This window comes from Mesorhizobium sp. WSM4845, assembly GCF_055811455.1.
In genome coordinates this window covers 272237-293303 of the sequence record NZ_JBVVQA010000005.1, presented here as the reverse complement: position 1 = coordinate 293303, position 21067 = coordinate 272237, and the positions used below count along the sequence as shown (strand labels likewise).

The window sequence follows — 21067 nt, the reverse complement described above, 5'->3', positions numbered from 1 at the left end:
ACTTTCTCTCATGGTTGAGGTTGAGGGGTTTCGGTTCTCATCCCTGTTTGCCGTGACCGCCGTGCGCTGCCGGGGCCATCGTTTTTGCGTCGCCTGATTTCGTCGGAGCGGGGACATCCCCCTTCCACTCGTAAGCCACGGTTCCCTCCGGGTGCTGGTACCATCCCGGATCGGCATAATCGTTCGAGGCGAGGCCCTCGCGAACCTTCACGACCGAGAACATGCCGCCCATTTCGATGGCGCCGAATTGGCCCCAGCCGGTCATCATCGGGATCGTGTTGTCGGGAAGCGGCATCTCCATCTCGCCCATGTCGGCCATGCCGCGGTCACCCATGGCCATGTATTCGGGCTGGACCCGGCGGATTTTGTCGGTGACCTTCGAGTTGTCGACGCCGATAAACGTGGGCACGTCGTGGCCCATGGCGTTCATTGTGTGGTGCGACTTATGGCAATGAATCGCCCAGTCGCCCTCGTATTTGGCTTCGAACTCATATGCCCGCATGGCGCCGACGGGGATGTCGATCGACACCTCCGGCCACCGCGCCTCCGGCCGGACCCAGCCGCCATCGGTGCAGGTCACCTCGAAATCGTAGCCATGCATGTGGATCGGATGATTGGTCATGGTCAGGTTGCCCACCCGGACCCTGACCCGGTCGTTTTTCGCCACTGGAAGATGGCTGATCCCCGGAAAAACGCGGCTGTTCCATGCCCAGAGATTGAAATCCGTCATCTCCATGATGCGCGGGACGTACGACCCCGGTTCGATGTCGAAGGCGTTCAGCAGGAATACGAAATCGCGGTCCACGCGCATGAACTTCGGGTCTTTGGGATGAATGACGAAGAAGCCCATCATGCCCATGGCCATCTGGACCATTTCGTCGGCGTGCGGGTGGTACATGAATGTGCCGCTCTTCACGAGGTCGAACTCGTAGACGAAGGTCTTGCCGGGCGGGATGCCGGGCTGGGTTAGACCGGTCACTCCGTCCATGCCGTTGGGCAGGATCATGCCGTGCCAATGGATCGTCGTGTGCTCCGGCAGTTTGTTTGTTACGAAGATGCGGACTCGATCGCCCTCGACCGCCTCTATGGTCGGGCCGGGAGATTGACCGTTGTAGCCCCAGAGATAGGCAGTCATGCCGGGCGACATCTCGCGCTCGACGGGCTCGGCCACCAGATGGAACTCCTTCACGCCGTTGTTCATGCGATGCGGAAGGGTCCAGCCGTTGAGCGTCACGACCGGCTGGTAGTCCGGTCCGCTCGTTGGGAAGATCGGAGGCTGCATGTCGGGGGACTCCATGATTGCGGCGTCGGGCAGCCCCATCGCGGACGTTTTGGTCCATGCAGTGGCGCCGGCGAGCAGGGCTCCCGCGCCAAGCAACTGACGTCTTGAAAGCATTTTCTTCTCCTTGAGGTTCAGTGGCCTTCGGCGCCCGCTTCGGCTGCGGCAGGTGCTTCGCCGCCTTCGGGCGAGCTCCCGCCGCCGCCATAAATGGCGGTTCCGAGATTGACGTCGGCCAGCCAGAAATTGCGCTTGGCGTTGAGGGAAAGCATGATCGCGCTGATTTTCGCGCGGGTGTCCGCCAGCAGCTCGAACGTGTTGGTGATCATACCGTTGTAGGTGAGGAGCGACTCCGCCTCGATCTTTGTTCGCAGCGGCACGACATTGTTCCGATAGTGCCGGGCAATGTCGTAAGTCGAACGGTAGGCGTCATAGGCGGATCTGGCCTCCGACCGGATGTTGACCGCCTTTTCGGCCATCCGATTTGCGGCTTGCATGTAACCAAGCTCGGCCTTGCGCATGCGTGCCTCGCCGGTGTCAAAAATCGGAATGACGAACTCGAGCTCGAGAGTGGGTGAGACACTCGTTTCCGTCGCACCCTCCTCCGACTCCTCGCGTTCCACCTCCACGCCGGAAAGCAGTTCCAGATCGCTGACGTAGCGCGTCGCCTCGGTCAGACCGTAGGATTTCGCCAGCGCTTCCAGCTCAAGTTTCGCGATCTCGAGGTCGACGCGATTTCTTAGCGCCTCCGCCTCGATCGCGCGTTTGGCCTTGGCGCCTTTCGGCAAGGCTGGAAGCATGTTGGGGACCGAGTAATCGACGTCCGGTCCCCATAGACCCATCAGCCGGGTGAGCACTTCCTTGGCGGTCCGCGCGGCGAGCCGCGCCTCCGCCGCCTGACCGGTGATCTCGGCATAAAAGACGTGTTCGCGGGCTTGGCCGGTCTTTGTGAAGGCGCCCGTCTCTCCAAGTTTTTGAGCGAGTTCGGAGGCAGCGTCGGCGGCGGCTTGCGCCTTGTTCAGATAGGAAACGCTCTCCCAGGCCGAGACAGCATTGATCCAGGCCCGCCGCGTGTCCGCGGCCAGACGTAACGTTTCTTCGGCGGCGCGGAGCTGAGCCTGACGGAAACGCGCATCCGCGACTGCGACGCGCCGCTTATGGGTCGCCAGCGCAAGGATGTTGCTGACCACCGCTCCTTCAATCGTCCGCACAGGATCGACGCCGATCATGCCGATCGAGATCGTCGGATTGACGAGCATCGATTCCTGCCACATGTCGGCCGCCGACAAGCCGATCTCGGCGTAGGCGGCCTGCAGGCCCTTGTTGTTGAGCAAGGCGACCTGCACCGCGGTGTCTGGACCGATTGTTTTCTTCTGGACGAGGCTTTTCACGCGCTCTGAAACCGTCCGCGCTTCCTCGCTGGATTGCACCCAGACGGTTTTCTTGCCGGTCACGGATTCGGCACGTGCCGCGACTGTCGTGAAACCAGCCATGGGGGCTGAGATGCCATCAAGGGCCCCGCTTGTCGTGCATCCGGCAGCGATCAGCGGGATGGTTACCATCGCAGCTATGGTCACGGGCCGGCGTTTCATGATCCGGCTCCCGGGTTCGCAGAGGAGCGTTCTTCATTGAGACGCCGCCAATTCTGCGGATCCACTGGCTCCCGGTGGCGATAGTCGACGACGACCGGGTGGTAATGTGCATCACGGACGCCCATTGCGGGATCGGCCGGATTGAAGGCGGGAAGGATGTCCGGCGGCGTGGTTGCCGAACATCCGGCAACTAGCAGCGATGCGAGCATCGCGGAGCTTGCGATTTTCATTGTAGACCTGAAGCATGACGTATGCGTTTGGCCGCGCGGGAACGGATTCCCGACGCTGCGCGCGAACGCCCGAAGAGGGCGCGTCAGTTCAGATGTGTTTGGGGGGCCTTATCAGCGCTGCGTATTCGCCAAGCGGCAAAGTCACGGCAACGACCGACGCAAAGCAGCGGGAGACAACATGCTCCAAGTCAGGGCATTCGACCGGCACCGCATGTGCCGGTGCACAATGGACTTCGCAGGTTTTGTCAGAGGATTGCTTGTCGCCGTGATGATGCTCCGACGTGTCCGCGTCGTCCGCCGTTGCGCCGTGATGGCCCATATCGTGTGCGGGTGTCTCGGCCTGGAGATCCACCCCGGCCTGAATATCCGCCCCGGCATGAAAACCCGTGGCATTGGCTGCGGCGAACAGACCAGGCTGAAGAGCCGACATGACCAGGAACACGACCGTCAGCATTGCTCGGAGCGGTATGCTTCCTAGGATCGTAGTTCGACCAAGAGTCCTCATCGCACCCTTCCGACAATTGTTCGTCTGATTTGTCAAGGTCGCCGCGGCCGCTTTGTTGCATTGCAACCAAAAAGTGAACGCAACGCCTGCTGCGATGTCCGCGATTTCGGTTTTACATCAGGCCCAGCACCGCTCCGGCGACAACCAGATAACGCGAAACCTTCGCGAGGGCGACGATTACGACAAAGCTCCATAGCGGCTCGCGCAAAACCCCAGCGACCATGGTCAGTGGATCGCCGACGATCGGCATCCAGCTTAACAGGAGCGACCACCTTCCATAACGGCGATACCAGTTCGTGGCGCGGTTGAGCGTCGCGGGACGCAGCGGAAACCAGGGCCTGTCCCGGAAGCGTTCGATCCCTCGACCAAGACCCCAGTTCACCACAGAACCCAGGACGTTGCCCAGGCTGGCGACAAGAACCAGCATTGCGGGCGAGAACGAATCCATGGCGAGGAGCCCTGCAAGGGCGGCCTCCGACTGCGCCGGGAGGATGGTCGCCGCAGCGAAGGCAAGAGCAAACAGGCCGCCGTAGATGGCAAGGATATCCATCTACGTTTCGCCTTGCGGAGCGGGCTTCAGGGTTGCACATCGATTACGACCATCAGTCCGCCACCGCCCTTCTCTTCGACATTGTTGTTGGTCGTATGATGCCCGATATGGCAATGGATCAGCCAATTTCCGGGCCGACGTGCCCGCCAGACGACATCGTAGCGTTGCCCTGGTCCGACGTTGACTGTGTCGGCAAGGAATCGTGCCGACGCCGGGATGGTCTCGCCGTCGCGGGCGACAACTTCGAAGGGACCGCCGTGGATGTGCATAGGGTGGATAAACCCATTATTGGTGCCGATGAAGCGCACCTTCAGAGTTTCGCCGACCTTCATCCTGATTGTGTCCGTCGACGGATAGGCGCGGCCGTTGATGGTGAAATAATTCGGCTGCCCGCCGTCCATCGGCATCGACGGAAAAGTCAGGCCCTCCCGCATCAGCCATTCCTGAAGCTGGATAACATAGTCGTGGTCTGCCGCAATCTCGTCCTGGGGATTGGCGGGATCGATGATGAGTGCACCGTAGAGTCCGAGCGCCTGCTGGCGATCGACATGGTCATGCGAGTGATAGAAGTAGGTTCCCGATTGGCCTGCCGTAAATTCGTATCGGTAGCTGCCGCCGGGCGGGATCGGCTCCTGCGTGATCTCGGCCGGGCCGTCCATTTCGTTCGGCAGGATCAACCCGTGCCAATGGATGGTCGTACTCTCCGGCAGGCGATTCGTGACGTTGATGCGCACCCGGTCGCCTTGCCGGATATGCAGCCGTGGGCCGGGAACCTGGCCGTTGATCGCATAGGCGTCGACTTTCACGTCCGGCAAGATCGCCCAGCGGATGACCGAGGTTTCCAGGTCGAACACCTTTACCCCGTTCTCCATCCTGGCTTCCAGTTCCCGGTCGCCGCGAACCTCCAAGCCATGGCTGGCCGTGATCAGGCGAGGATGCACGGCGGCCATGTCCAGCATCGCTGCAGCCGGCGTGTCGCGGTCCATGATCATGCCGGGCGGCATGATGGCGCCGCCTACGTCTCGCGCGCTGAGGGCGAGGTTCACCCAGTTGGCCGGAGCGATCATGCCGAGCGCCAGCGCGAGTACGGACACGCCGCCGAAGGCCGCGAGTTGCGGCACAGTTGCATCCGGTTCCATACCGTCGTGACCGCCATGCGAACCACGCAACCCTCCTCCCCCATCGCCGTGGGAGGAGCCATGGCCGGATCCATGATGGCCAGGCCCGGGATTGCCGCCTGGGTTGGCATGTCTGGGCTTGGCATGTTCATCGAGGCGCGCGTAAGCGTGTTGCCCCACCATCCCGGCTTTCGCGCCGCTATGTGCGTGCTCGCGCCTGCCTTCCCTTGCCTTGTCGAGCTCCGGTTCGCGTTCGGTCATCAGCCCGTGCTTCAGTCCACGGGCCACCATCCATATGTTGGCGGGATATGCGGTGACGAATCCAACGATCACGCCGAACGACATCACGCCCCAGAACAGGAGCTCGGTCGGTTCCATGGCCCGCATGTCGCTGCCCATCATCAGGAAGCTCATGATCGGCGCCATGCCCGCCATCATGAAATTCATGCTGATGAATTCCGGCATGAAGCTCTTGCGGACATTCTCCCAGTAGGTGCCGCCCATCATCGATTTCATGAACAGCGACTGGAAGATGAACAGGCCGAATGCGAAACCGGCAACGTACTCGACAACAAGATCGATCCACATCGGCAGCCCAAGAGCGGCGGTGATTGCCGCCGCGAGGATGATGCCGGTGGCGTCTCCGGCGACACAGTGGATCGTCGAGCCGACGCCTTGCTTCCAGAGCGGTTTGGTGAACGCCTCATGTTCGCCTGGCTGAGGCTCCTTGTCGGCCAGCACGTAAATCAGCAGTCCCAGCGGCCCCATATAAAGCGTGACCAGGATGAAACCCCATTTCATCACCACGGGTTCGGGGTTGTTGCGGAACTGGTCCCACGCAACATAGGCCGTGCTCAGGCCCGCCAGAACGAACCAGACTGCGAGGAAGTAGTCGACGGGCTGTACGAACATTGCAGGATTCCTGTCGATTGTCGTCAATGTCACCTAGTCCGGCATCGGATGAAGTCGATGCCTTGCCTACTGCCGTTTCTCCCTGAACTTGGCGTGGCAGTTCGTGCAGTTCTGCAGCATCAGATGGAATACGTGTTCGGCTGGGATCTTCGAAGGATCGGAATCGGCCGCGCCGCCAGCCCGTTTTCCGAGCAGGCTGCTGCCCATTGCCATTCCGGGTTTCATCCTCATGGCTTCCGTAATGCCTTCGGGCGCATCGTCAGCCGCATCTGACAGCGCCGCAGCCAGGCTTTCGAGATGGCGAGCGAGCGCGGCGAATTCTTCTTGGGACTGACCGATATCCGCCTTAGCGGCCGAGGGTTCACCAAGCGAGTCCGCTGGAAATGCGTCTACCATGGCACTTCCGGACCGGCGGCGAATGGTTTCGGTTGCCGCCTTGAAGGCTGCGGCATCGTAGGCCACCTTGCCGGCAAAAATTTCGGAGATGGTCTTGGCGGCGCTCGCCATCGCCTTCATCGACGCTTGGCGCTCGGCGACGACTGGGGCGACGGCTGTCTTCGGGAGCGCCGTCCCGGCGGCGATCCCGGCGGTAACAAGGACTGCTGCAATGATGGGGACGCGCCTCACTGAACCGTGCCGTGTCCAGCAAGCCCGTCGATGATCGGGCAATCAGGTCGGTCATCGCCGTTGCAATGGTCGGCGAGATGCCGAAGCATGTCCCGCAGTCCGGCGAGTTCCGCCAGTTTCCGGTCGATTTCAGCGAGCTTGGCTTCCGCTATGGCCTTCACATCCGCGCTCTCGCGCTCCTTGTCGCGGTAGAGCGAAAGGAGTTGTCGGCATTCCTCCACAGAGAAGCCAAGACTTCGGGACCGCTGCAGGAAGCGCAGGCGATGGACGTCGGCCGTCGAATAATCCCGGTACCCGTTGTCGGCACGATCAGGCCTAAGAAGACCGATGTCTTCGTAGTATCGGATGGTCTTTGGCGGCAGGCCGGACTTTTCTGCGGCGGTTCCTATGTTCATGGTCTAACCTCAAAGCTTCAGAGAACGAAGTCGTAGCGCGTTGCCGATCACGGAAACGGACGAAAGGCTCATTGCCGCTGCGGCGATCATCGGCGACAGCAGCGTGCCGAAGACCGGGTAGAGGACACCGGCCGCCACTGGCACGCCGAGCGCGTTGTAGACGAAGGCGAAGAACAGGTTCTGCTTGATATTGCGGATCGTCGCCTGCGACAGCCGCCGCGCCCGGACGATGCCGTTGAGGTCGCCCTTGACCAACGTGATGCCGGCGCTCTCGACCGCCACGTCGGCGCCGGTTCCCATCGCGATGCCGACATCGGCCGCCGCCAATGCGGGCGCGTCGTTAACGCCGTCGCCGGCCATCGCGACGCCTGCGCCTTTGGCATGCAGCTCATCGATCAGCGTCTTCTTGCTTTCGGGCAGCATGTCGGCCCGCACCTCGTCGATGCCAAGCTTCGCCGCCACCGCCTTCGCGGTGCGCTCGTTGTCGCCCGTCGCCATAATGATCCTGAGCCCGCTGTCGTGCAGCGCGCGGATCGCTTCCACCGTTGTCGCCTTGATCGGATCGGCGACGGCGACGAAACCGGCAAGCCTGCCGTCGGCCGCGACGAACATCACCGTCTTGCCGTCGGAACGCAGCGCGTCGGCACGCTCCTTCGCCACCTCCAGGCCGATGCCCAGATCGTCCATCAGCGCCTGATTGCCGAGCGAAACGGCGCGGCCCTTGACCGTTCCCGTGACGCCCTTGCCCGTGACGGCCTCGAAATCCGCTGCGTCTTCGACGGTCGCGCCGCGCTCCCGCGCACCATCGACGATCGCCTCGGCAAGCGGGTGCTCCGAACCCTTCTCGAGGCTGGCGGCAAGGCCGAGAAGTTCGGCCTCGTCAAAGCCATCGAACCCGACGACGTCGGTCAACTTGGGCTTGCCCTCGGTCAGCGTGCCGGTCTTGTCGACGATCAGCGTGTCGACCTTGGAGAAGCGCTCCAGCGCTTCGGCCTCCTTGATCAGCACGCCAGCCTGCGCGCCGCGTCCCGTGGCGGTCATAATCGACATTGGCGTCGCCAACCCAAGCGCGCAGGGACAGGCGATGATCAGCACCGAGACGGCCGAAACGATGGCGAAGACCATGCTCGGCTGAGGCCCATAGATGGCCCAGACGATGAAGGCGACGATGGCGACCAGAACGACAGTAGGCACGAAGTAATAGGAGACGCGGTCGGCAAGTCCCTGGATGGGCGCTCTGCTGCGCTGCGCCTTGGCAACCATTTCGACGATGCGCGACAGCATCGTATCGGCGCCGACCTTTTCGGCGCGCATGACGAGCGTTCCGTTCTTGTTGAGCGTGCCGCCGGTCACAAAGTCGCCTTGCGTCTTCTCGACGGGGACAGGTTCGCCGCTCAGCATCGATTCGTCGACCGAGGAGCGGCCTTCGAGCACCGTGCCGTCGACCGGCACACTGTCGCCGGGCCGCACGCGGAGCCGCTCGCCGGCCTGCACTTCCTCGAGCGGCACATCCGTCTCAGAACCGTCCGCCCCGATCCGCCGTGCCGTCTTCGGCGCCAGGTCGAGCAGTGCGCGGATGGCGGAGCCAGTGCGCTCCCTTGCCTTCAGTTCCAGCACCTGGCCGAGAAAGACCAGCGCGACGATTACTGCGGCTGCCTCGAAATAGACCGGAACCGTGCCACCGTGGCCGCGAAACTGGTGCGGGAAGATATCCGGGAACAACGTCGCCACGACGCTGTAGACATAGGCGGTGCCGACGCCGATCGAGATCAGCGTCCACATGTTCGGACTGCGGTTGACGATCGACTCCCAGCCGCGATGGAAGAAGGGGATCGCCGCCCAGAGCACCACCGGGGTCGCCAGCGCCAACTCAATCCAGGCTGCCGGATGTTCGCCGAGCCAGTCGCGGAACGGCAAGCCCAGCATCGGTCCCATGGTGATCAGAAGCAGCGGGATCGACAGGACGGCACTTACCCAAAAGCGGCGGGTGAAGTCGACGAGTTCCGGATTGGGACCTTCGTCGCCGGTCGGCACGCCCATCGGCTCCAGCGCCATGCCGCAGATCGGGCAGGAGCCGGGCTTGTCGCGGACAATCTCGGGATGCATCGGGCAAGTATATTGCGTGCCCTTCGGCATCGGCTCCGGCGCTGGCTGGCCGCTCAGATATTTCTGAGGATCGGCCTCGAACTTGGCTTTGCACCCGGCGGAGCAGAAGTAAAAACCCTTGCCCTCATGCCGCACGAAATGCTTCGCCGTGGCGCGCTCGACTTTCATCCCGCAAACCGGATCGGTCGCATTCAGAAAGGCTTCTGGCTCCTTCTGGAACTTGGTCCGGCAGCCTTCCGAACAGAAATGATAGCTGTGGCCGCCCAAGGTCGCTGACGGCTTTCCCGCCGCTGGATCGACTGTCATGCCGCACACTGGATCGCGAGTGACGACGATTGAGGCACCGGCCGGCGCGTGCGAGGAACAGCACGAGCCATGCGATGCGTCGGTGTGGATGGCATCATCGTGACGGTCGATCATGGGGCACTCCTAAATGGGCAACTCCCCTTCCACCTACGGTTTCCAGTTACTGGAAGGTCAAGTGGCTTTCTGCAAAATGATCGCTTACTTCCGCCGCGATATGGCCAGCGTGTCCCCCTGTGGGCTGCCGCAGGATGAGATGGGCGCCCCTTCACCTGCCGCCAGGGCCTTGGCCACTATGCCGCCGACAAGAAAAATTGGATGATTGGTGTGCGTTTAATCGCCGGCGCTAGGCGGCGTTCCTGACAGGCTCGAAATCGATATCGAGAACCGCCTCGAGCTGCCGGTCCATGAAACGCTCCGGTATGCTCTTTACCAGCAAGTTGCGTAGCGGGACGACAAGCGGGTTCTGCCACTGCGCCACTTTCGCATAGAGGCGCGATTCAGCCGCAACCCTATGTGCCCTGCTGAGACGGCGCTTGTCATACTCGCGGATGGCCCGGTCGGTCGGAAGCCGCCCGAACAACGCTGCAAGAACGGCCGCGTCTTCGATCGCAAGTCCGGCTCCTTGTCCCAGATCGGGCGTCACGGCATGCGCGGCGTCGCCAAGCAAAACCGCTCTTCCGCGCGTGAACGAGGGCATTGGATCGAGATCAAGAATGTCCGTCCAGATCAGCGAGTCCTCCGTGGTCCGATCAAGAACCTCCGGGACTGGCTCGTGAAATCCGGAAAACATCGCCTGCACTTCTGCAAGATCGGCCCGAGCCAGCCTGGGGTCGTCCCGTTGGTCTGCGCCACAGCAGGCAAACCAGTAGACCCTTTCGCCGGGGATCGCGGCCAGACCGATGCGTTTTCCGGCCCCCCAGCTTTCGCTAAGACGCGCCGGGTCCATTCCTTGCAGGAAACCGGGCGCGATCGCGCGCCAGCAAGCGTAGCGAGCGAAATGCTCGCGCGATTGGGGAAACAACGCTCTACGAACCGCGGAGTGAATGCCATCGCAAGCGAGCACCAGCTCGCTTTCCACGATCTCCCCATTCGCAAAGCGCAGGGCGATGTTGTCGCCAACCTGCCGAGCATCCACGCATTCCATTTCGGTGCGGATGATAGAACGTGGTAGTTCCGAAAGAAGGGCCTTGTGGAGATCGCCACGATGCAGCACGGCCATGCTGAGGTGACCATAGTTCTGACTGAAGCGCTGAAAATCCGTGGATTGGAGAACTTGTCCCTTGTCGTCGAGAAGATCGAGCCTGTGTATTGGCTGCGCCTCGGCCACAACCGCTTCGTAGAGCCCGAGCGTACGAAGGGCACGAAGCGCATTGGCGCTGAGACTGAGACCCGCACCCAGAGGTTTCAGTTCGCTCGCCTGCTCGTAAATCTCGGTCTCCCATCCGAGGAGTCGCAGGCCCTTGGCAACTGCAAGTCCGGCGATGCCTGCACCAATGATGACTGCGCGCATGTTCACGCTCCCTTTCGCCTTTGCCACGCGGCAAAACACTTTGCGAGACCAAAGTGTTCCCGAGGAAACAGGCGGCTAACGCCTTCTCCAATTTCACTCGAAGGGAGGTCTGCGGTGTGGCGTACCGACGCCCTGGAGCTCTGACGATCGCGTCCGAGATTCGCGAAACCGTGTTACAGGCGTTAAATAACTTCGCATGGACAGGGATATGAGCCAGACGCAGAGTTCCGTCGGCGCTTCGGCTACGGTGGCATTCATCGATCTTGCGGGCTTTAGCGCCATCGCGGACGTTTATGGAGATGCAGCGGCAATCGATGTGCTCGAGATTTTCGAGAGCATGGTCCGCGAGGCGCTTGCTGGCTACGAGCCTCCGATCAAGTGGATCGGGGATGAAGCGATGCTCTCGTTTCCGGAGCCGGAGTTAGCGATCCAGGCGCTTGGAACGCTGTTGCAGGCATGCCGGGAAGAACCGCGCCTCCCGCTCACCCGGTCGGCGCTGAATCATGGACCGGTCATCCGCAGGGCAGGTGATCTGTTTGGATCGACCGTCAACATAGCGGCACGTATTGCTGCGCTTGCGTCCCCCGGTCAATTGCTTGCGACTCAACCCATTGCCGACGCCGCTGCCGCCAAAGGCATCTTGGTGCGGGATCTCGGAGAGGTGGCGCTGCGGTCGGTAGCTGATGAAATCCCTCTTTACGAGATCGAACTTGCTCCCTCGCCTGACCCGGCCTGGATCGATCCAGTGTGCAAGATGCATGCTCCTTATGCATCCTATCGACGGGCCGCCCCAGGAGGGCCATGGTTTTGTTCGCCGCGTTGTGAAGAGGCATATCGGAAGTCGCCGCAGACCTATCCACTGGCTCGATGACACGGCTCCCCTAGCTGCCCTGGCGCCCCCTCTCAGTCCATACTCATTGCGCAGGTGAGATATGCTACGGTGCCGGAAGTCGCCGCAGCATGATCCGCTGCCACAAGTGGCACATTGGTGCCGATGAAGCGCACTGTCAGAGTTTCGCCGATTTTCATCCTGATCGTGTCCGTCGAAGGATAGGCGCGGCCGTTGATGGTGAAATAATTCGGCTGTTCGCCGGCGGAAACCACGCGATAATCCTTCCAACTGCTGGAAGTTCAAGAGTTGCCGTCCAGCCATGGCCGATCGGTCGTTTCCAAGAAGTCACGGAGAATGGGTTCCATGGGCGTTCTCTGCTGCTTGACTCTCAGCCTTTTTCGCGGCAGGTTTCGATCAATAGGTCAGACCAATTTACCGATCCGGGATCAGCCAGATGATTCCGTTGAAGTAGAACTGGGTAACAATGCCGATCCAGGCCGTTGAACCGCGTCGTCTTTACCGACAGATCGCCGATCAGCTCAGGCAGTTGATCGACGCGGGCGAGTTCGCAGTCGGCGATCGGCTGCCGACCGAGCGCGAGCTGGCCGATCAGCTTGGCATCTCCCGCCCGACCGTCCGTGAAGCGCTGATCGCGCTCGAGGTCGAGGGGCGCATACGCATTCGCGTCGGCTCGGGCATCTACGTCACCGAACCGCCGCGTGCCGAAATTTTGACGGCAGAAATGGATGAAGGCCCGTTCGAGCTGTTGCGGGCACGCGAGTTCATCGAAGGGGCGATCGCCGCCGAAGCCGCCCTCCATGCTCGGCCGATCGACATCGAACATATGGACGACGTGCTGCGCCGCATGGAGGACATACCTCGCCCGACCAGGATGACGATCGCGCTCGACCGCGAATTCCATACGATGGTGGCGGGCATTCTCGGAAACGCCGTTCTGGTGCGCTGCATCGGCGAGCTCTTCGACCAGCGCATGAACCCATATTTCGAACGCCTGTCGAGCTATTTCGAGAACAGGGAGTCCTGGCGGGCCGCCGCGGAGGAGCATCGCGCGGTGCGCGACGCGATCGCGGCGCGCGACCCTGAACGGGCCAAGGCCGCGATGCAGGAACATCTGCGTCAGTCGCAACTGAGATTCTCACGCAATTTCGGTGAGAAATCCGCGGCCAGGGAGGTCGCGGGATAGGAGTCCGCCGACCGGGAGGGTCCTGTCGGCACCGTCAATCCATTCACAGGGAGGAATATGATGTTGAGGAAATACGCCGTTCTGCTCGGCACGATCGCTGCAATCGCTCTGCCCATGGCTTCGGCCTCTGCGCAAACCGCGCTGAAATGGGCCCATGTCTACGAAACGTCCGAACCCTTCCACACCGAGTCGGTATGGGCGGCGGAAGAGATCAAAAAGCGCACCGACGGCCGCTATACGATCGACGTCTTCCCGGCTTCGCAACTCGGCAAGGAAGCCGACATCAACCAGGGGCTGACCCTCGGCACGGTCGACATCATCATCTCCGGATCGAGCTTCGCCGCCCGCGAATACCCGCCGATCGGCGTGACCTACTTCCCGTTCACTTTCCGCGACGCGGATCACCTGCTCGCTTACACCAAGAGCGACAAATACAAGGAGTTGACCGCCGGCTTCGAAGAGGCCTCCGGCCATCACATCACCGCGACCACCTACTACGGCACGCGTCACACGACCTCCAACCGGCCCATCGAGAAATGCGCCGACATGCAGGGCCTGAAGATCCGCGTGCCCGATGTGCCGGCCTATCTCGCCATGCCGCGCGCCTGCGGCGCCAACACCGCGCCGATCGCCTTCGCCGAGGTCTATCTCGCCTTGCAGCAGGGCACGGTGGAAGCGCAGGAAAACCCACTGACGACGATCGACGCCAAGAAGTTCTACGAAGTGCAAAAGCACATTATCCTGACCGGGCACATCGTCGATCATCTCAACACGATCGTGTCGCAATCGCGCTGGTCGCAATTGTCGGACGAGGACAAGGCGATCTTCACCGAGGTGATGCAGGAAGCCGCCGCGCGAGCGACAAAGATTATCGTCGATCGCGAGAAGGCGCTGGTTGAAACCTTCAAGGAGCGCGGTCTCACCGTCACCGAAGTCGATCGCGCCGATTTCGAAAAGAACGTGATGGAGAAGGTGACGTTCGACGAGTTCGGCTACCGCAAGGAGGATTGGGAGGCGATCCGCGCCGTCAAATAACCCGCATCGATCCGGGCCCGGCGCGACAAGCGCGTCGGGTCTGTCGAGCCCGCTGTCCAACAGTGCCCGGAGCTTGCCGATGACCCAAGAGGTCCACACCCAGGTTACCCCAGAAGAACTGGCGCATGCCTTCGAGGAAGAAGCGCCGCCCATCGATCTGTCGCGATACGCGGTGGAGGACTGGGTCACGCTCGCCGTGTTCTGGGGCATGTCGTTCTGCGTGTTCCTGCAGTTCTTTACGCGCTACGTCATGAACAACAGTTTTGCCTGGACCGAGGAGATCGCCATCAACTGCCTCGTCGTCGTGGTCTTCCTGGGCTCGGTCATGTGCACGCGCACCACGCGCCACATCCACGTCGACGTGCTCTATCACTATCTCCCCGCTGGGGCCGGGCGCTACCTGGCGCTCGCGGTCAATGTGATTACCATTTGCTTCTTCGCCTACATGTCCTGGCTCCTCTGGCGCTATGTCGGGATCGTCCACCGCGAGCGGATGGTCACCATCAACCTGCCGCGCAACGTCGTCTTCTACGCCGTCTTCGCCGGTTTCGTGCTGATGATGCTGCGCGCCATCCAGGTCTTCATCGGCAACATTCGCCGTGGCTACTCGGCGCTGGAGCGCCCCGCCGCGTTCGACGGATTGGGGGAATAGGCCATGCTGCTTCTGATCGGAGCCTTTCTCGTCCTGATGCTGGTCGGCGTGCCTGTCGCTGTGTCGATGGCGGTGTCGTCGCTGCTCTATCTCGTCTTCTATGGCGTGGCGCCCGACATCATCGCCGCGCAGCGCATGATCGCCGGTGTCGAGAGCTTTCCGCTGCTTGCCGTGCCGTTCTTCATCTTCGCCGGCAACCTCATGAACATCGCCGGTGTCACCGGGCGGATCTATTCCTTCGCGCTGGCGCTTGTCGGCTGGATGAAGGGCGGCCTAGCGCAGGTGAACATCATCGGATCGGTGGTCTTCGCCGGCATGTCGGGAGCAGCCCTTGCCGATGCCGCCGGCATCGGCACCATCGAGATCAAGGCGATGAAGGACCACGGCTATCCCGTCGAGGCGGCGGTCGGCGTCACCGCCGCCTCCTCGACGCTCGGCCCGATCTTCCCGCCGTCGCTGCCCTTCGTCATCTACGGCATGATGGCCAACGTCTCGATCGGCGCGCTGTTCATGGCCGGCATCCTGCCCGGCGTCGTCATGACGGCGCTGATGATGGTGACGGTCGCGATCTTCGCCCACCGCCGGGGCTGGGGTTCGGACACGCCGTTCAAACTGAACCGGCTCGCCGCCGCCTCGATCGAGGTCGCCGTCGTGTGCTGCTTTCCGCTGGCGGTCTATGTCCTTGTCCAGATGGGACTGTCGCTCAACATCGCCGTTGGCATCGTGCTCGTCGTCCTGATCGCCTGCGACTGGTATTTCGACTTTTCCGCCGTCATGGCGCTGATGACACCGATCATCCTGATCGGCGGCATGACCATGGGCTGGTTCACCCCGACCGAAGCGGCCATGGCCGCCGTCATCTGGTCGTTGTTTCTCGGGCTCGTGCGCTATCGCACGATGACACTCGCAGCCTTGGCCAAGGCCAGTTTCGATACGATCGAGACGACCGCGTCGGTCCTTTTCATCGTCACCGCAGCGTCGATCTTCGCCTGGTTGCTCACGGTCAGCCAGGCGGCGCAGCTGTTCTCGGTCTTCATCACATCGCTGACCGAAAACAAATGGGTGTTCCTGATCCTGGTCAACATCCTGATGCTGGTAGTCGGTTGTTTTCTCGACACGATCGCCGCCATCACGATCCTCGTGCCGATCCTCCTGCCGATCGTGGTCCTCTACGGCATCGACCCTGTGCATTTCGGTCTGATCATGACGCTCAATCTGATGATCGGTCTGCTTCATCCGCCGCTCGGCATGGTGCTGTTCGTCCTCTCGCGGGTCGCCAAGCTGTCGGTCGAGCGTACGACCATGGCAATCCTGCCCTGGCTGGTGCCGTTGATCGTCGCGCTGATCCTGATCACCTTCGTCCCCGCCATCTCGCTGTGGCTGCCGACGCAAATGGGGCTGATCCGTTGATCGACCGTGCAATCGCCGCGACGCTGTTCGGCCCTGAGGATCTGCGCGTCGTCGAGCACCCGCTCGGCCCGCTCGCGCCCGGAATGGTGCGCGTGCGCTTCGGCGCCGGCGGCATCTGCGGTTCCGACCTGCACTATTTCCGCCACGCGCGGACCGGCGATTTTGTCGTCACATCGCCGCTCGTGCTCGGCCACGAGGTCGCCGGTGAGATCGTCGAAATCAACGCGGACGCGCCAGGACTCGCCGTCGGTGATCGCGTGGCGGTCAACCCGTCGCGCTGGTGCGGACAATGCGCCCGATGCGCAGAGGGCCGCGCCAATCTCTGTGAAAACATCTATTTCATGGGCTCGGCGTCGAAAACGCCGCACATGCAAGGCGGTTTTGCCAGCGTGTTCGATGCCACGCCGGCGCAATGCGTCAAGGTTCCGCATGCTGTCGCCTACAAGGCGGCGGCGCTCGCCGAACCGCTCGCCGTCAGCCTGCATGCCGTGGCGCGGGCCGGCGACATTGCCGGCCGCAACGTCATCCTGATCGGCGCCGGCCCCATCGGGCTCCTGACCATGCTCGCCGCCAGGCTCAAGGGTTGTGGCGAGCTCACCGTCGCCGACATAGCCGAGGCGCCGCTCGCCTTCGCCAGCAAACTTGGAGCAAACAGGACGATCAACCTGTTCGGCGGCGACGACGAGCTCAAGGCGCTCGCGGCCGACAAGATGATCGATGTCGTGTTCGAGATTTCAGGCACCGCCGCGGGTCTCGCAGCTGCGATCGCCAGCGTCCGGCGCGGCGGCACGGTGGTTCAGGTCGGCAATCTGCCGGGTGGTCAGATCCCGGTGGCCGCCAATGCGGTGATGGCCAAGGAAATCAATCTGAACGGCACGTTTCGTTTCGGCGCAGAATTCAACGAGGCGGTCGCCCTCATCGTCAGCGGGGATATCGACGTCCTGAAGCTGGTGACCGCCGAACGCCCCCTCTCCTCGGCCTACGATGCGTTTGCCCTGGCCGCCGACCGCTCGCAGAGCGTCAAGGTGGTGCTGACCGCCGACTGAGGCGTTTTTCCCGGCGCCTCCCAACTGTATCAACCGTTCCGGTTTCAGCCTGCCGGCCCGGTTTCCTTCCTGTCGGCCTGCTTGCGCGCCCGCGCAAACTGCAGCCCGGCGACGCCGGCGGTTGCAGCCAGCGCCAGGCCGATCGGAATGAGGCTCGAGGGCTGGTCGGCCTTTCTGAGCACCGCCACCACGTCATACCCGACATCCAGCCCGATGCGCTTGGCGTAGGATCCGAAATCGACATTGCTGATCATCAGCGCGTCGCCCGCTTGCGTGATGGTAAGGCCGATGCCGCGCAGCCGCTCCAGTGGCTCGCCCGGTTCGCCAAGCGGCACGTTGACCGTCTTGCGGACATCTTCGCCCATGAGGTCGACGCCCTCGACGACGAAATTGATGCGGCCATCCGCCGGCGTCTGCGCCACCGCCGACAGGAACTCGCTTGCCGGCAACTCCTCGTAAGGCGGTGACACCTGGTTGAGCCACCAGTCCGGCCGAAACAGCGTGAAGCAGATGAGCAGCAGCGCCGCACTTTCCCAAAGTCGGCTTTTGGTCACGAACCAGTTCATTGTCGCGGCTGAAAACAGCAGGATGGCGATCAACGAGACAGTCGCCACCCAGATCGTCTGCGGCCAGGTGTCGACCCCGATCAGCAGCATCGCCGGGTTGAAGATGAAAACGAACGGCAGGATCGCCGTGCGCAGCGAATAGAGCGCGCCCTGGAAGCCGGTGGCGATCGGATCCTCCTTGGAAATCGCCGCCGCCGCGAACGCGGCCAGCCCGACGGGCGGGGTGATGTCGGCCATGATGCCGAAGTAGAAGACGAACAGGTGGACCGCGATCAGCGGGATCGGCAATCCGGCCTGCGCGCCGAGATCGACCACGACCGGGGCCATCAGCGTGGCGACCAAAATGTAGTTTGCGGTGGTCGGGATGCCCATGCCGAGCACAAGGCTGATCGCGGCGATGAGGATCAGCATCAGGATGACATTGCCGCCGGAGATGAACTCGACGAGTTCCGTCATCATCAGGCCGAGACCGGTCAGCGTGATCGTGCCGACGACGATGCCGGCGGTGGCGGTGGCGATACCGATGCCGATCATGTTGCGGGCGCCGAGCGCCAGCCCGTCGATCAGGTCGTCCCAGGCAGCCCGCACTGAGGCGGCGAGATTTCCTTTGCGGAACAGCGCCATCAGCGGCTTGCGGGTGGCGACAATAGCGAGGATTGAAACGGTCGCCCAGAACGCCGAAAGGCCGGGCGACATCTGCTCGACCATCAGGCACCACAGAAGCACGGCGATCGGGATGAGGAAATCGAGCCCGGTCCGCGTGACGTCCCAGGCGCGCGGCAGTTCCAGGATTGGGGCGTTCGGATCGTCGAGTGCGAGGTCCGGATAGCGCGAGGAATACCAGACCGAGGCGACGTAGAGAGCGACGCCGGCGAGCGCGAGCAGCGGCGGCGCGGCCCCACCGAAGACAGCCTGGATAGCAATGATGCCGTAATAGACGATACAGACGGCGAGAACGCTGCCCGACAGTCCCAGTCCCATCCGCAGCATCCGTTCTCTTGCCGGCGTCGGACGCTGCGGGATCGTCTTCAGGCCCGTCTTAATCGCTTCGAGATGAACCATGTAGAGCAGCGCGATATAGGAGAAGACCGCAGGCAGCAGCGCGTGCTTGACGATCTCCGCATAGGGAATGCCGACATATTCGACCATCAGGAAGGCGGCCGCGCCCATCACCGGCGGCATGATCTGGCCGTTGATCGAAGCTGAAGCCTCGATGGCGCCCGCTTTGACGCCGGAAAGGCCGGTGCGCTTCATCAGCGGGATGGTGAAGATGCCGCCTGAAACCACGTTGGAGACGGACGAGCCGGACACAACGCCGTTGAGGGCCGACGAGACCACCGCGACTTTCGCCGGGCCGCCGCGCAGATGGCCGAGCAGCGCAATGGAGATCTGCATCATCCAGTTGCCGGCGCCTGCCTTTTCCAGAAGCGTGCCGAACAGGACGAACAGAAAGACGAAGCTCGTCGACACGCCAAGGGCAATGCCGAAGACGCCTTCGGTTGTCAGCCATTGATGGTTGAGAAACTTGGTGAGCGATGCGCCGCGATGCTGAATCACGTCCGGCATGTACTGGCCGGCAAAGGTGTAGAAGATGAAGGTACAGGCCACGACCACCATCGGAAGGCCGAGCGCACGGCGCGTCGCCTCGAGCAGCAACAGGATGCCAACGGTGCCGGTCACCAGATCGAGCGTGGTCGGCTGGCCCGGCCGTCCGGAAAGCACGACGTAAAAGAGAAAGAGGTAGGCGCCGGCAAATCCACCGACCACGGCCAGCACCCAGTCGAGCAGCGGCACGCGATCGCGGGGCGAGGATCTCAGCGCCGGATAGGCGAGGAAGGTCAAGAACAGCGCAAAGCCAAGATGGATGGCGCGCGCTTCCGTGTCGTTGAGGATGCCGAAACCGAACACGAACGGCAAAGGCGAAGCGTACCAGAGCTGGAAAAGCGACCACGCGACTGCAACCCACAGCAGGACTCGCCCGACCGTGCCAGCCGGATGTCGGCCACCCGTGTCGGCCTCCGCGACAAGTTGTTCGAGCTCTTCGAGATCGACGCCGGCGGGTTGTGCCTTCACTTCGCTCATGACGTCGTCTCCTGTTGCGGATGGCCCCGGCGGATCAGCTGGACCCGCCGGACCGTCGTCAGGTCACGAAGCCTACTTCAACCAGCCCTTCTCCTTGAAGTATTTTTCAGCGCCCGGATGCAGTGGCGCGGAATTTCCTTCCGCCACCATCTTGGCGGGATCGAGATTGGCGAAGGCCGGATGCAGCGACTTGAACTCGTCGAAGTTCTCGAACACCGCCCTGGTCAGTTGGTAGACGCTCTCATCGGGAACCTTGGCCGAGGTGACCAACGTGGCGAGCACGCCGAAAGTCTCGGTATCGTTGGGATTGTTGGCGTAGAGCCCGCCCGGGATCACCGCCTTGGCGTAGTAGGGATTTTCTGCGACCAGCTTGTCCACGACTTCTCCAGTCAGCGGCACCAGCTTCGCGCCGCAGGTTGTCGTCGGATCCTGGATGTTGGCTGAAGGATGGCCGACGCCGTAGAAGAACCCGTCGATCTTGCCGTCGCAGAGCGCCGGACCATGCTCGTCGGCCTTCAGCTCCGATGCGAGCGAAAAGTCGGCCAACGTCCAACCCATCGCACCGAGCAGACGTTCCATGGAGGAGCGCGTCCCGGAACCGGGATTGCCGACGTTGAAACGCTTGCCCTTGAAGTCCTCGAATTTCGTCACGCCGGCATTGGGATGCGCCAGCACCGTGAACGGCTCCGGATGGATCGAGAAAACCGCGCGCAGGTCGGTATGGGGGCCTCCCTCCTTGAACGATTCCAGCCCCTTGTAGGCGTTGTACTGGACGTCCGACTGCGCCATGCCGAAGTCGAGTTCGCCTTCCTTGATCGTGTTCACGTTGAATGCCGATCCGCCGGTCGATTCGACCGAGCAGCGGATGCCGTGTGTCTTGCGATCCTTGTTGAGCAGGCGGCAGATAGCGCCGCCGGCGGCATAATAGACGCCGGTGACGCCACCGGTCCCGATGGTAACGAAATTCTGCTGCGCCATTGCGCTGGCCGAAAACAGCAGCGCCGCCGACAAGGCGGCGATCTGCGCTCCGAGGCGTGCAGTCCGGGCATGTTTCATCTGGTTCTCCCTTGGTACTTTGCGTGCCGTCGCGGCCGTCCGGTGTTTTGGTGT

General features: G+C 62.3%; 18 protein-coding genes. 6 read left to right on the top strand and 12 right to left on the bottom strand.

Annotated elements, in window-relative coordinates; translation table 11 throughout:
* Positions 1 to 37 precede the first annotated feature (37 nt).
* The 9 genes from AC0L2C_RS08930 to AC0L2C_RS08890 all read right to left on the bottom strand — a co-directional run bounded on the left by AC0L2C_RS08930 (position 38) and on the right by AC0L2C_RS08890 (position 11130).
* Complete coding sequence (locus tag AC0L2C_RS08930; RefSeq protein WP_473523195.1) at positions 38 to 1396, bottom strand: multicopper oxidase family protein; 1359 nt, start codon at positions 1394 to 1396, stop codon at positions 38 to 40.
* A 17-nt stretch (positions 1397 to 1413) separates the two neighbouring features.
* Positions 1414 to 2871 carry a TolC family protein gene (locus AC0L2C_RS08925; RefSeq protein WP_473523194.1) on the bottom strand — a complete coding sequence of 486 codons (1458 nt, stop codon included), beginning with the start codon at positions 2869 to 2871 and terminating at the stop codon, positions 1414 to 1416.
* 318 nt (positions 2872 to 3189) lie between these two features.
* Positions 3190 to 3555: a hypothetical protein gene (locus AC0L2C_RS08920; protein WP_473523193.1), complete on the bottom strand. Its 366-nt coding sequence runs from the start codon at positions 3553 to 3555 to the stop codon at positions 3190 to 3192.
* A gap of 163 nt (positions 3556 to 3718) precedes the next feature.
* A complete protein-coding gene (locus AC0L2C_RS08915; protein ID WP_128168190.1) occupies positions 3719 to 4156 on the bottom strand; it encodes a YqaA family protein in 438 nt (145 codons plus the stop codon).
* 26 nt (positions 4157 to 4182) lie between these two features.
* On the bottom strand, positions 4183 to 6186 hold the full coding sequence (locus AC0L2C_RS08910) for a multicopper oxidase domain-containing protein (RefSeq protein ID WP_473523192.1): 2004 nt from the start codon (positions 6184 to 6186) through the stop codon (positions 4183 to 4185).
* Positions 6187 to 6252: 66 nt separating this feature from the next.
* Positions 6253 to 6813, bottom strand: coding sequence for a cytochrome c (locus tag AC0L2C_RS08905; RefSeq protein WP_287064503.1), 561 nt, complete (start codon positions 6811 to 6813; stop codon positions 6253 to 6255).
* Positions 6810 to 7208 carry a Cu(I)-responsive transcriptional regulator gene (gene cueR, locus AC0L2C_RS08900; RefSeq protein WP_023798548.1) on the bottom strand — a complete coding sequence of 133 codons (399 nt, stop codon included), beginning with the start codon at positions 7206 to 7208 and terminating at the stop codon, positions 6810 to 6812. Before cueR ends, AC0L2C_RS08905 begins: the two co-directional genes overlap by 4 nt.
* A 9-nt stretch (positions 7209 to 7217) precedes the next feature.
* Positions 7218 to 9734 carry a heavy metal translocating P-type ATPase gene (locus tag AC0L2C_RS08895; protein WP_473523191.1) on the bottom strand — a complete coding sequence of 839 codons (2517 nt, stop codon included), beginning with the start codon at positions 9732 to 9734 and terminating at the stop codon, positions 7218 to 7220.
* Between the two features lie 229 nt (positions 9735 to 9963).
* Complete coding sequence (locus tag AC0L2C_RS08890) at positions 9964 to 11130, bottom strand: FAD-dependent monooxygenase (protein ID WP_287299148.1); 1167 nt, start codon at positions 11128 to 11130, stop codon at positions 9964 to 9966.
* A gap of 208 nt (positions 11131 to 11338) precedes the next feature.
* On the opposite strand from AC0L2C_RS08890, the gene AC0L2C_RS08885 reads away from it, so the two are divergent.
* Positions 11339 to 12001, top strand: a complete 663-nt coding sequence (locus AC0L2C_RS08885; protein WP_287299147.1) for a hypothetical protein — start codon at positions 11339 to 11341, stop codon at positions 11999 to 12001.
* Positions 12002 to 12033: 32 nt separating this feature from the next.
* Here AC0L2C_RS08885 and AC0L2C_RS08880 read toward each other — a convergent pair whose 3' ends face one another.
* On the bottom strand, positions 12034 to 12234 hold the full coding sequence (locus AC0L2C_RS08880) for a hypothetical protein (protein WP_473523190.1): 201 nt from the start codon (positions 12232 to 12234) through the stop codon (positions 12034 to 12036).
* A gap of 212 nt (positions 12235 to 12446) precedes the next feature.
* On the opposite strand from AC0L2C_RS08880, the gene AC0L2C_RS08875 reads away from it, so the two are divergent.
* The 5 genes from AC0L2C_RS08875 to AC0L2C_RS08855 all read left to right on the top strand — a co-directional run bounded on the left by AC0L2C_RS08875 (position 12447) and on the right by AC0L2C_RS08855 (position 17309).
* Positions 12447 to 13166, top strand: coding sequence for a FadR/GntR family transcriptional regulator (locus AC0L2C_RS08875; RefSeq protein WP_091593871.1), 720 nt, complete (start codon positions 12447 to 12449; stop codon positions 13164 to 13166).
* A gap of 60 nt (positions 13167 to 13226) precedes the next feature.
* Positions 13227 to 14201, top strand: a complete 975-nt coding sequence (locus AC0L2C_RS08870) for a sialic acid TRAP transporter substrate-binding protein SiaP (protein WP_027151856.1) — start codon at positions 13227 to 13229, stop codon at positions 14199 to 14201.
* Positions 14202 to 14280: 79 nt separating this feature from the next.
* Positions 14281 to 14853: a TRAP transporter small permease gene (locus AC0L2C_RS08865; protein WP_091593869.1), complete on the top strand. Its 573-nt coding sequence runs from the start codon at positions 14281 to 14283 to the stop codon at positions 14851 to 14853.
* 3 nt (positions 14854 to 14856) lie between these two features.
* Entirely contained in the window at positions 14857 to 16263 is a 1407-nt protein-coding gene (locus tag AC0L2C_RS08860) for a TRAP transporter large permease (protein WP_091593867.1), read from the top strand.
* Positions 16260 to 17309, top strand: a complete 1050-nt coding sequence (locus tag AC0L2C_RS08855) for an L-idonate 5-dehydrogenase (RefSeq protein WP_473523189.1) — start codon at positions 16260 to 16262, stop codon at positions 17307 to 17309. The genes AC0L2C_RS08860 and AC0L2C_RS08855 overlap by 4 nt, the downstream gene beginning before the upstream one ends.
* A gap of 44 nt (positions 17310 to 17353) precedes the next feature.
* Here the strand turns inward: AC0L2C_RS08855 and AC0L2C_RS08850 are convergent, their stop codons facing one another.
* Together AC0L2C_RS08850 and AC0L2C_RS08845 are read right to left on the bottom strand one after the other, a co-directional pair.
* Entirely contained in the window at positions 17354 to 19957 is a 2604-nt protein-coding gene (locus tag AC0L2C_RS08850) for a TRAP transporter permease (protein WP_473523188.1), read from the bottom strand.
* Positions 19958 to 20029: 72 nt separating this feature from the next.
* Positions 20030 to 21013, bottom strand: coding sequence for a TAXI family TRAP transporter solute-binding subunit (locus tag AC0L2C_RS08845; protein WP_473523187.1), 984 nt, complete (start codon positions 21011 to 21013; stop codon positions 20030 to 20032).
* Positions 21014 to 21067: the final 54 nt, after the last annotated feature.

What these genes read in the sequence shown, in the direction of transcription:
- AC0L2C_RS08930 (WP_473523195.1), bottom strand. Translation starts at nt 1,396, where the DNA reads ATGCTTTCAAGACGTCAGTTGCTTGGCGCGGGAGCCCTGCTCGCCGGC.
- AC0L2C_RS08925 (WP_473523194.1), bottom strand. Translation starts at nt 2,871, where the DNA reads ATGAAACGCCGGCCCGTGACCATAGCTGCGATGGTAACCATCCCGCTG.
- AC0L2C_RS08920 (WP_473523193.1), bottom strand. Translation starts at nt 3,555, where the DNA reads ATGCTGACGGTCGTGTTCCTGGTCATGTCGGCTCTTCAGCCTGGTCTG.
- AC0L2C_RS08915 (WP_128168190.1), bottom strand. Translation starts at nt 4,156, where the DNA reads ATGGATATCCTTGCCATCTACGGCGGCCTGTTTGCTCTTGCCTTCGCT.
- AC0L2C_RS08910 (WP_473523192.1), bottom strand. Translation starts at nt 6,186, where the DNA reads ATGTTCGTACAGCCCGTCGACTACTTCCTCGCAGTCTGGTTCGTTCTG.
- cueR (WP_023798548.1), bottom strand. Translation starts at nt 7,208, where the DNA reads ATGAACATAGGAACCGCCGCAGAAAAGTCCGGCCTGCCGCCAAAGACC.
- AC0L2C_RS08895 (WP_473523191.1), bottom strand. Translation starts at nt 9,734, where the DNA reads ATGATCGACCGTCACGATGATGCCATCCACACCGACGCATCGCATGGC.
- AC0L2C_RS08890 (WP_287299148.1), bottom strand. Translation starts at nt 11,130, where the DNA reads ATGCGCGCAGTCATCATTGGTGCAGGCATCGCCGGACTTGCAGTTGCC.
- AC0L2C_RS08885 (WP_287299147.1), top strand. Translation starts at nt 11,339, where the DNA reads ATGAGCCAGACGCAGAGTTCCGTCGGCGCTTCGGCTACGGTGGCATTC.
- AC0L2C_RS08875 (WP_091593871.1), top strand. Translation starts at nt 12,447, where the DNA reads ATGCCGATCCAGGCCGTTGAACCGCGTCGTCTTTACCGACAGATCGCC.
- AC0L2C_RS08870 (WP_027151856.1), top strand. Translation starts at nt 13,227, where the DNA reads ATGTTGAGGAAATACGCCGTTCTGCTCGGCACGATCGCTGCAATCGCT.
- AC0L2C_RS08865 (WP_091593869.1), top strand. Translation starts at nt 14,281, where the DNA reads ATGACCCAAGAGGTCCACACCCAGGTTACCCCAGAAGAACTGGCGCAT.
- AC0L2C_RS08860 (WP_091593867.1), top strand. Translation starts at nt 14,857, where the DNA reads ATGCTGCTTCTGATCGGAGCCTTTCTCGTCCTGATGCTGGTCGGCGTG.
- AC0L2C_RS08850 (WP_473523188.1), bottom strand. Translation starts at nt 19,957, where the DNA reads ATGAGCGAAGTGAAGGCACAACCCGCCGGCGTCGATCTCGAAGAGCTC.
- AC0L2C_RS08845 (WP_473523187.1), bottom strand. Translation starts at nt 21,013, where the DNA reads ATGAAACATGCCCGGACTGCACGCCTCGGAGCGCAGATCGCCGCCTTG.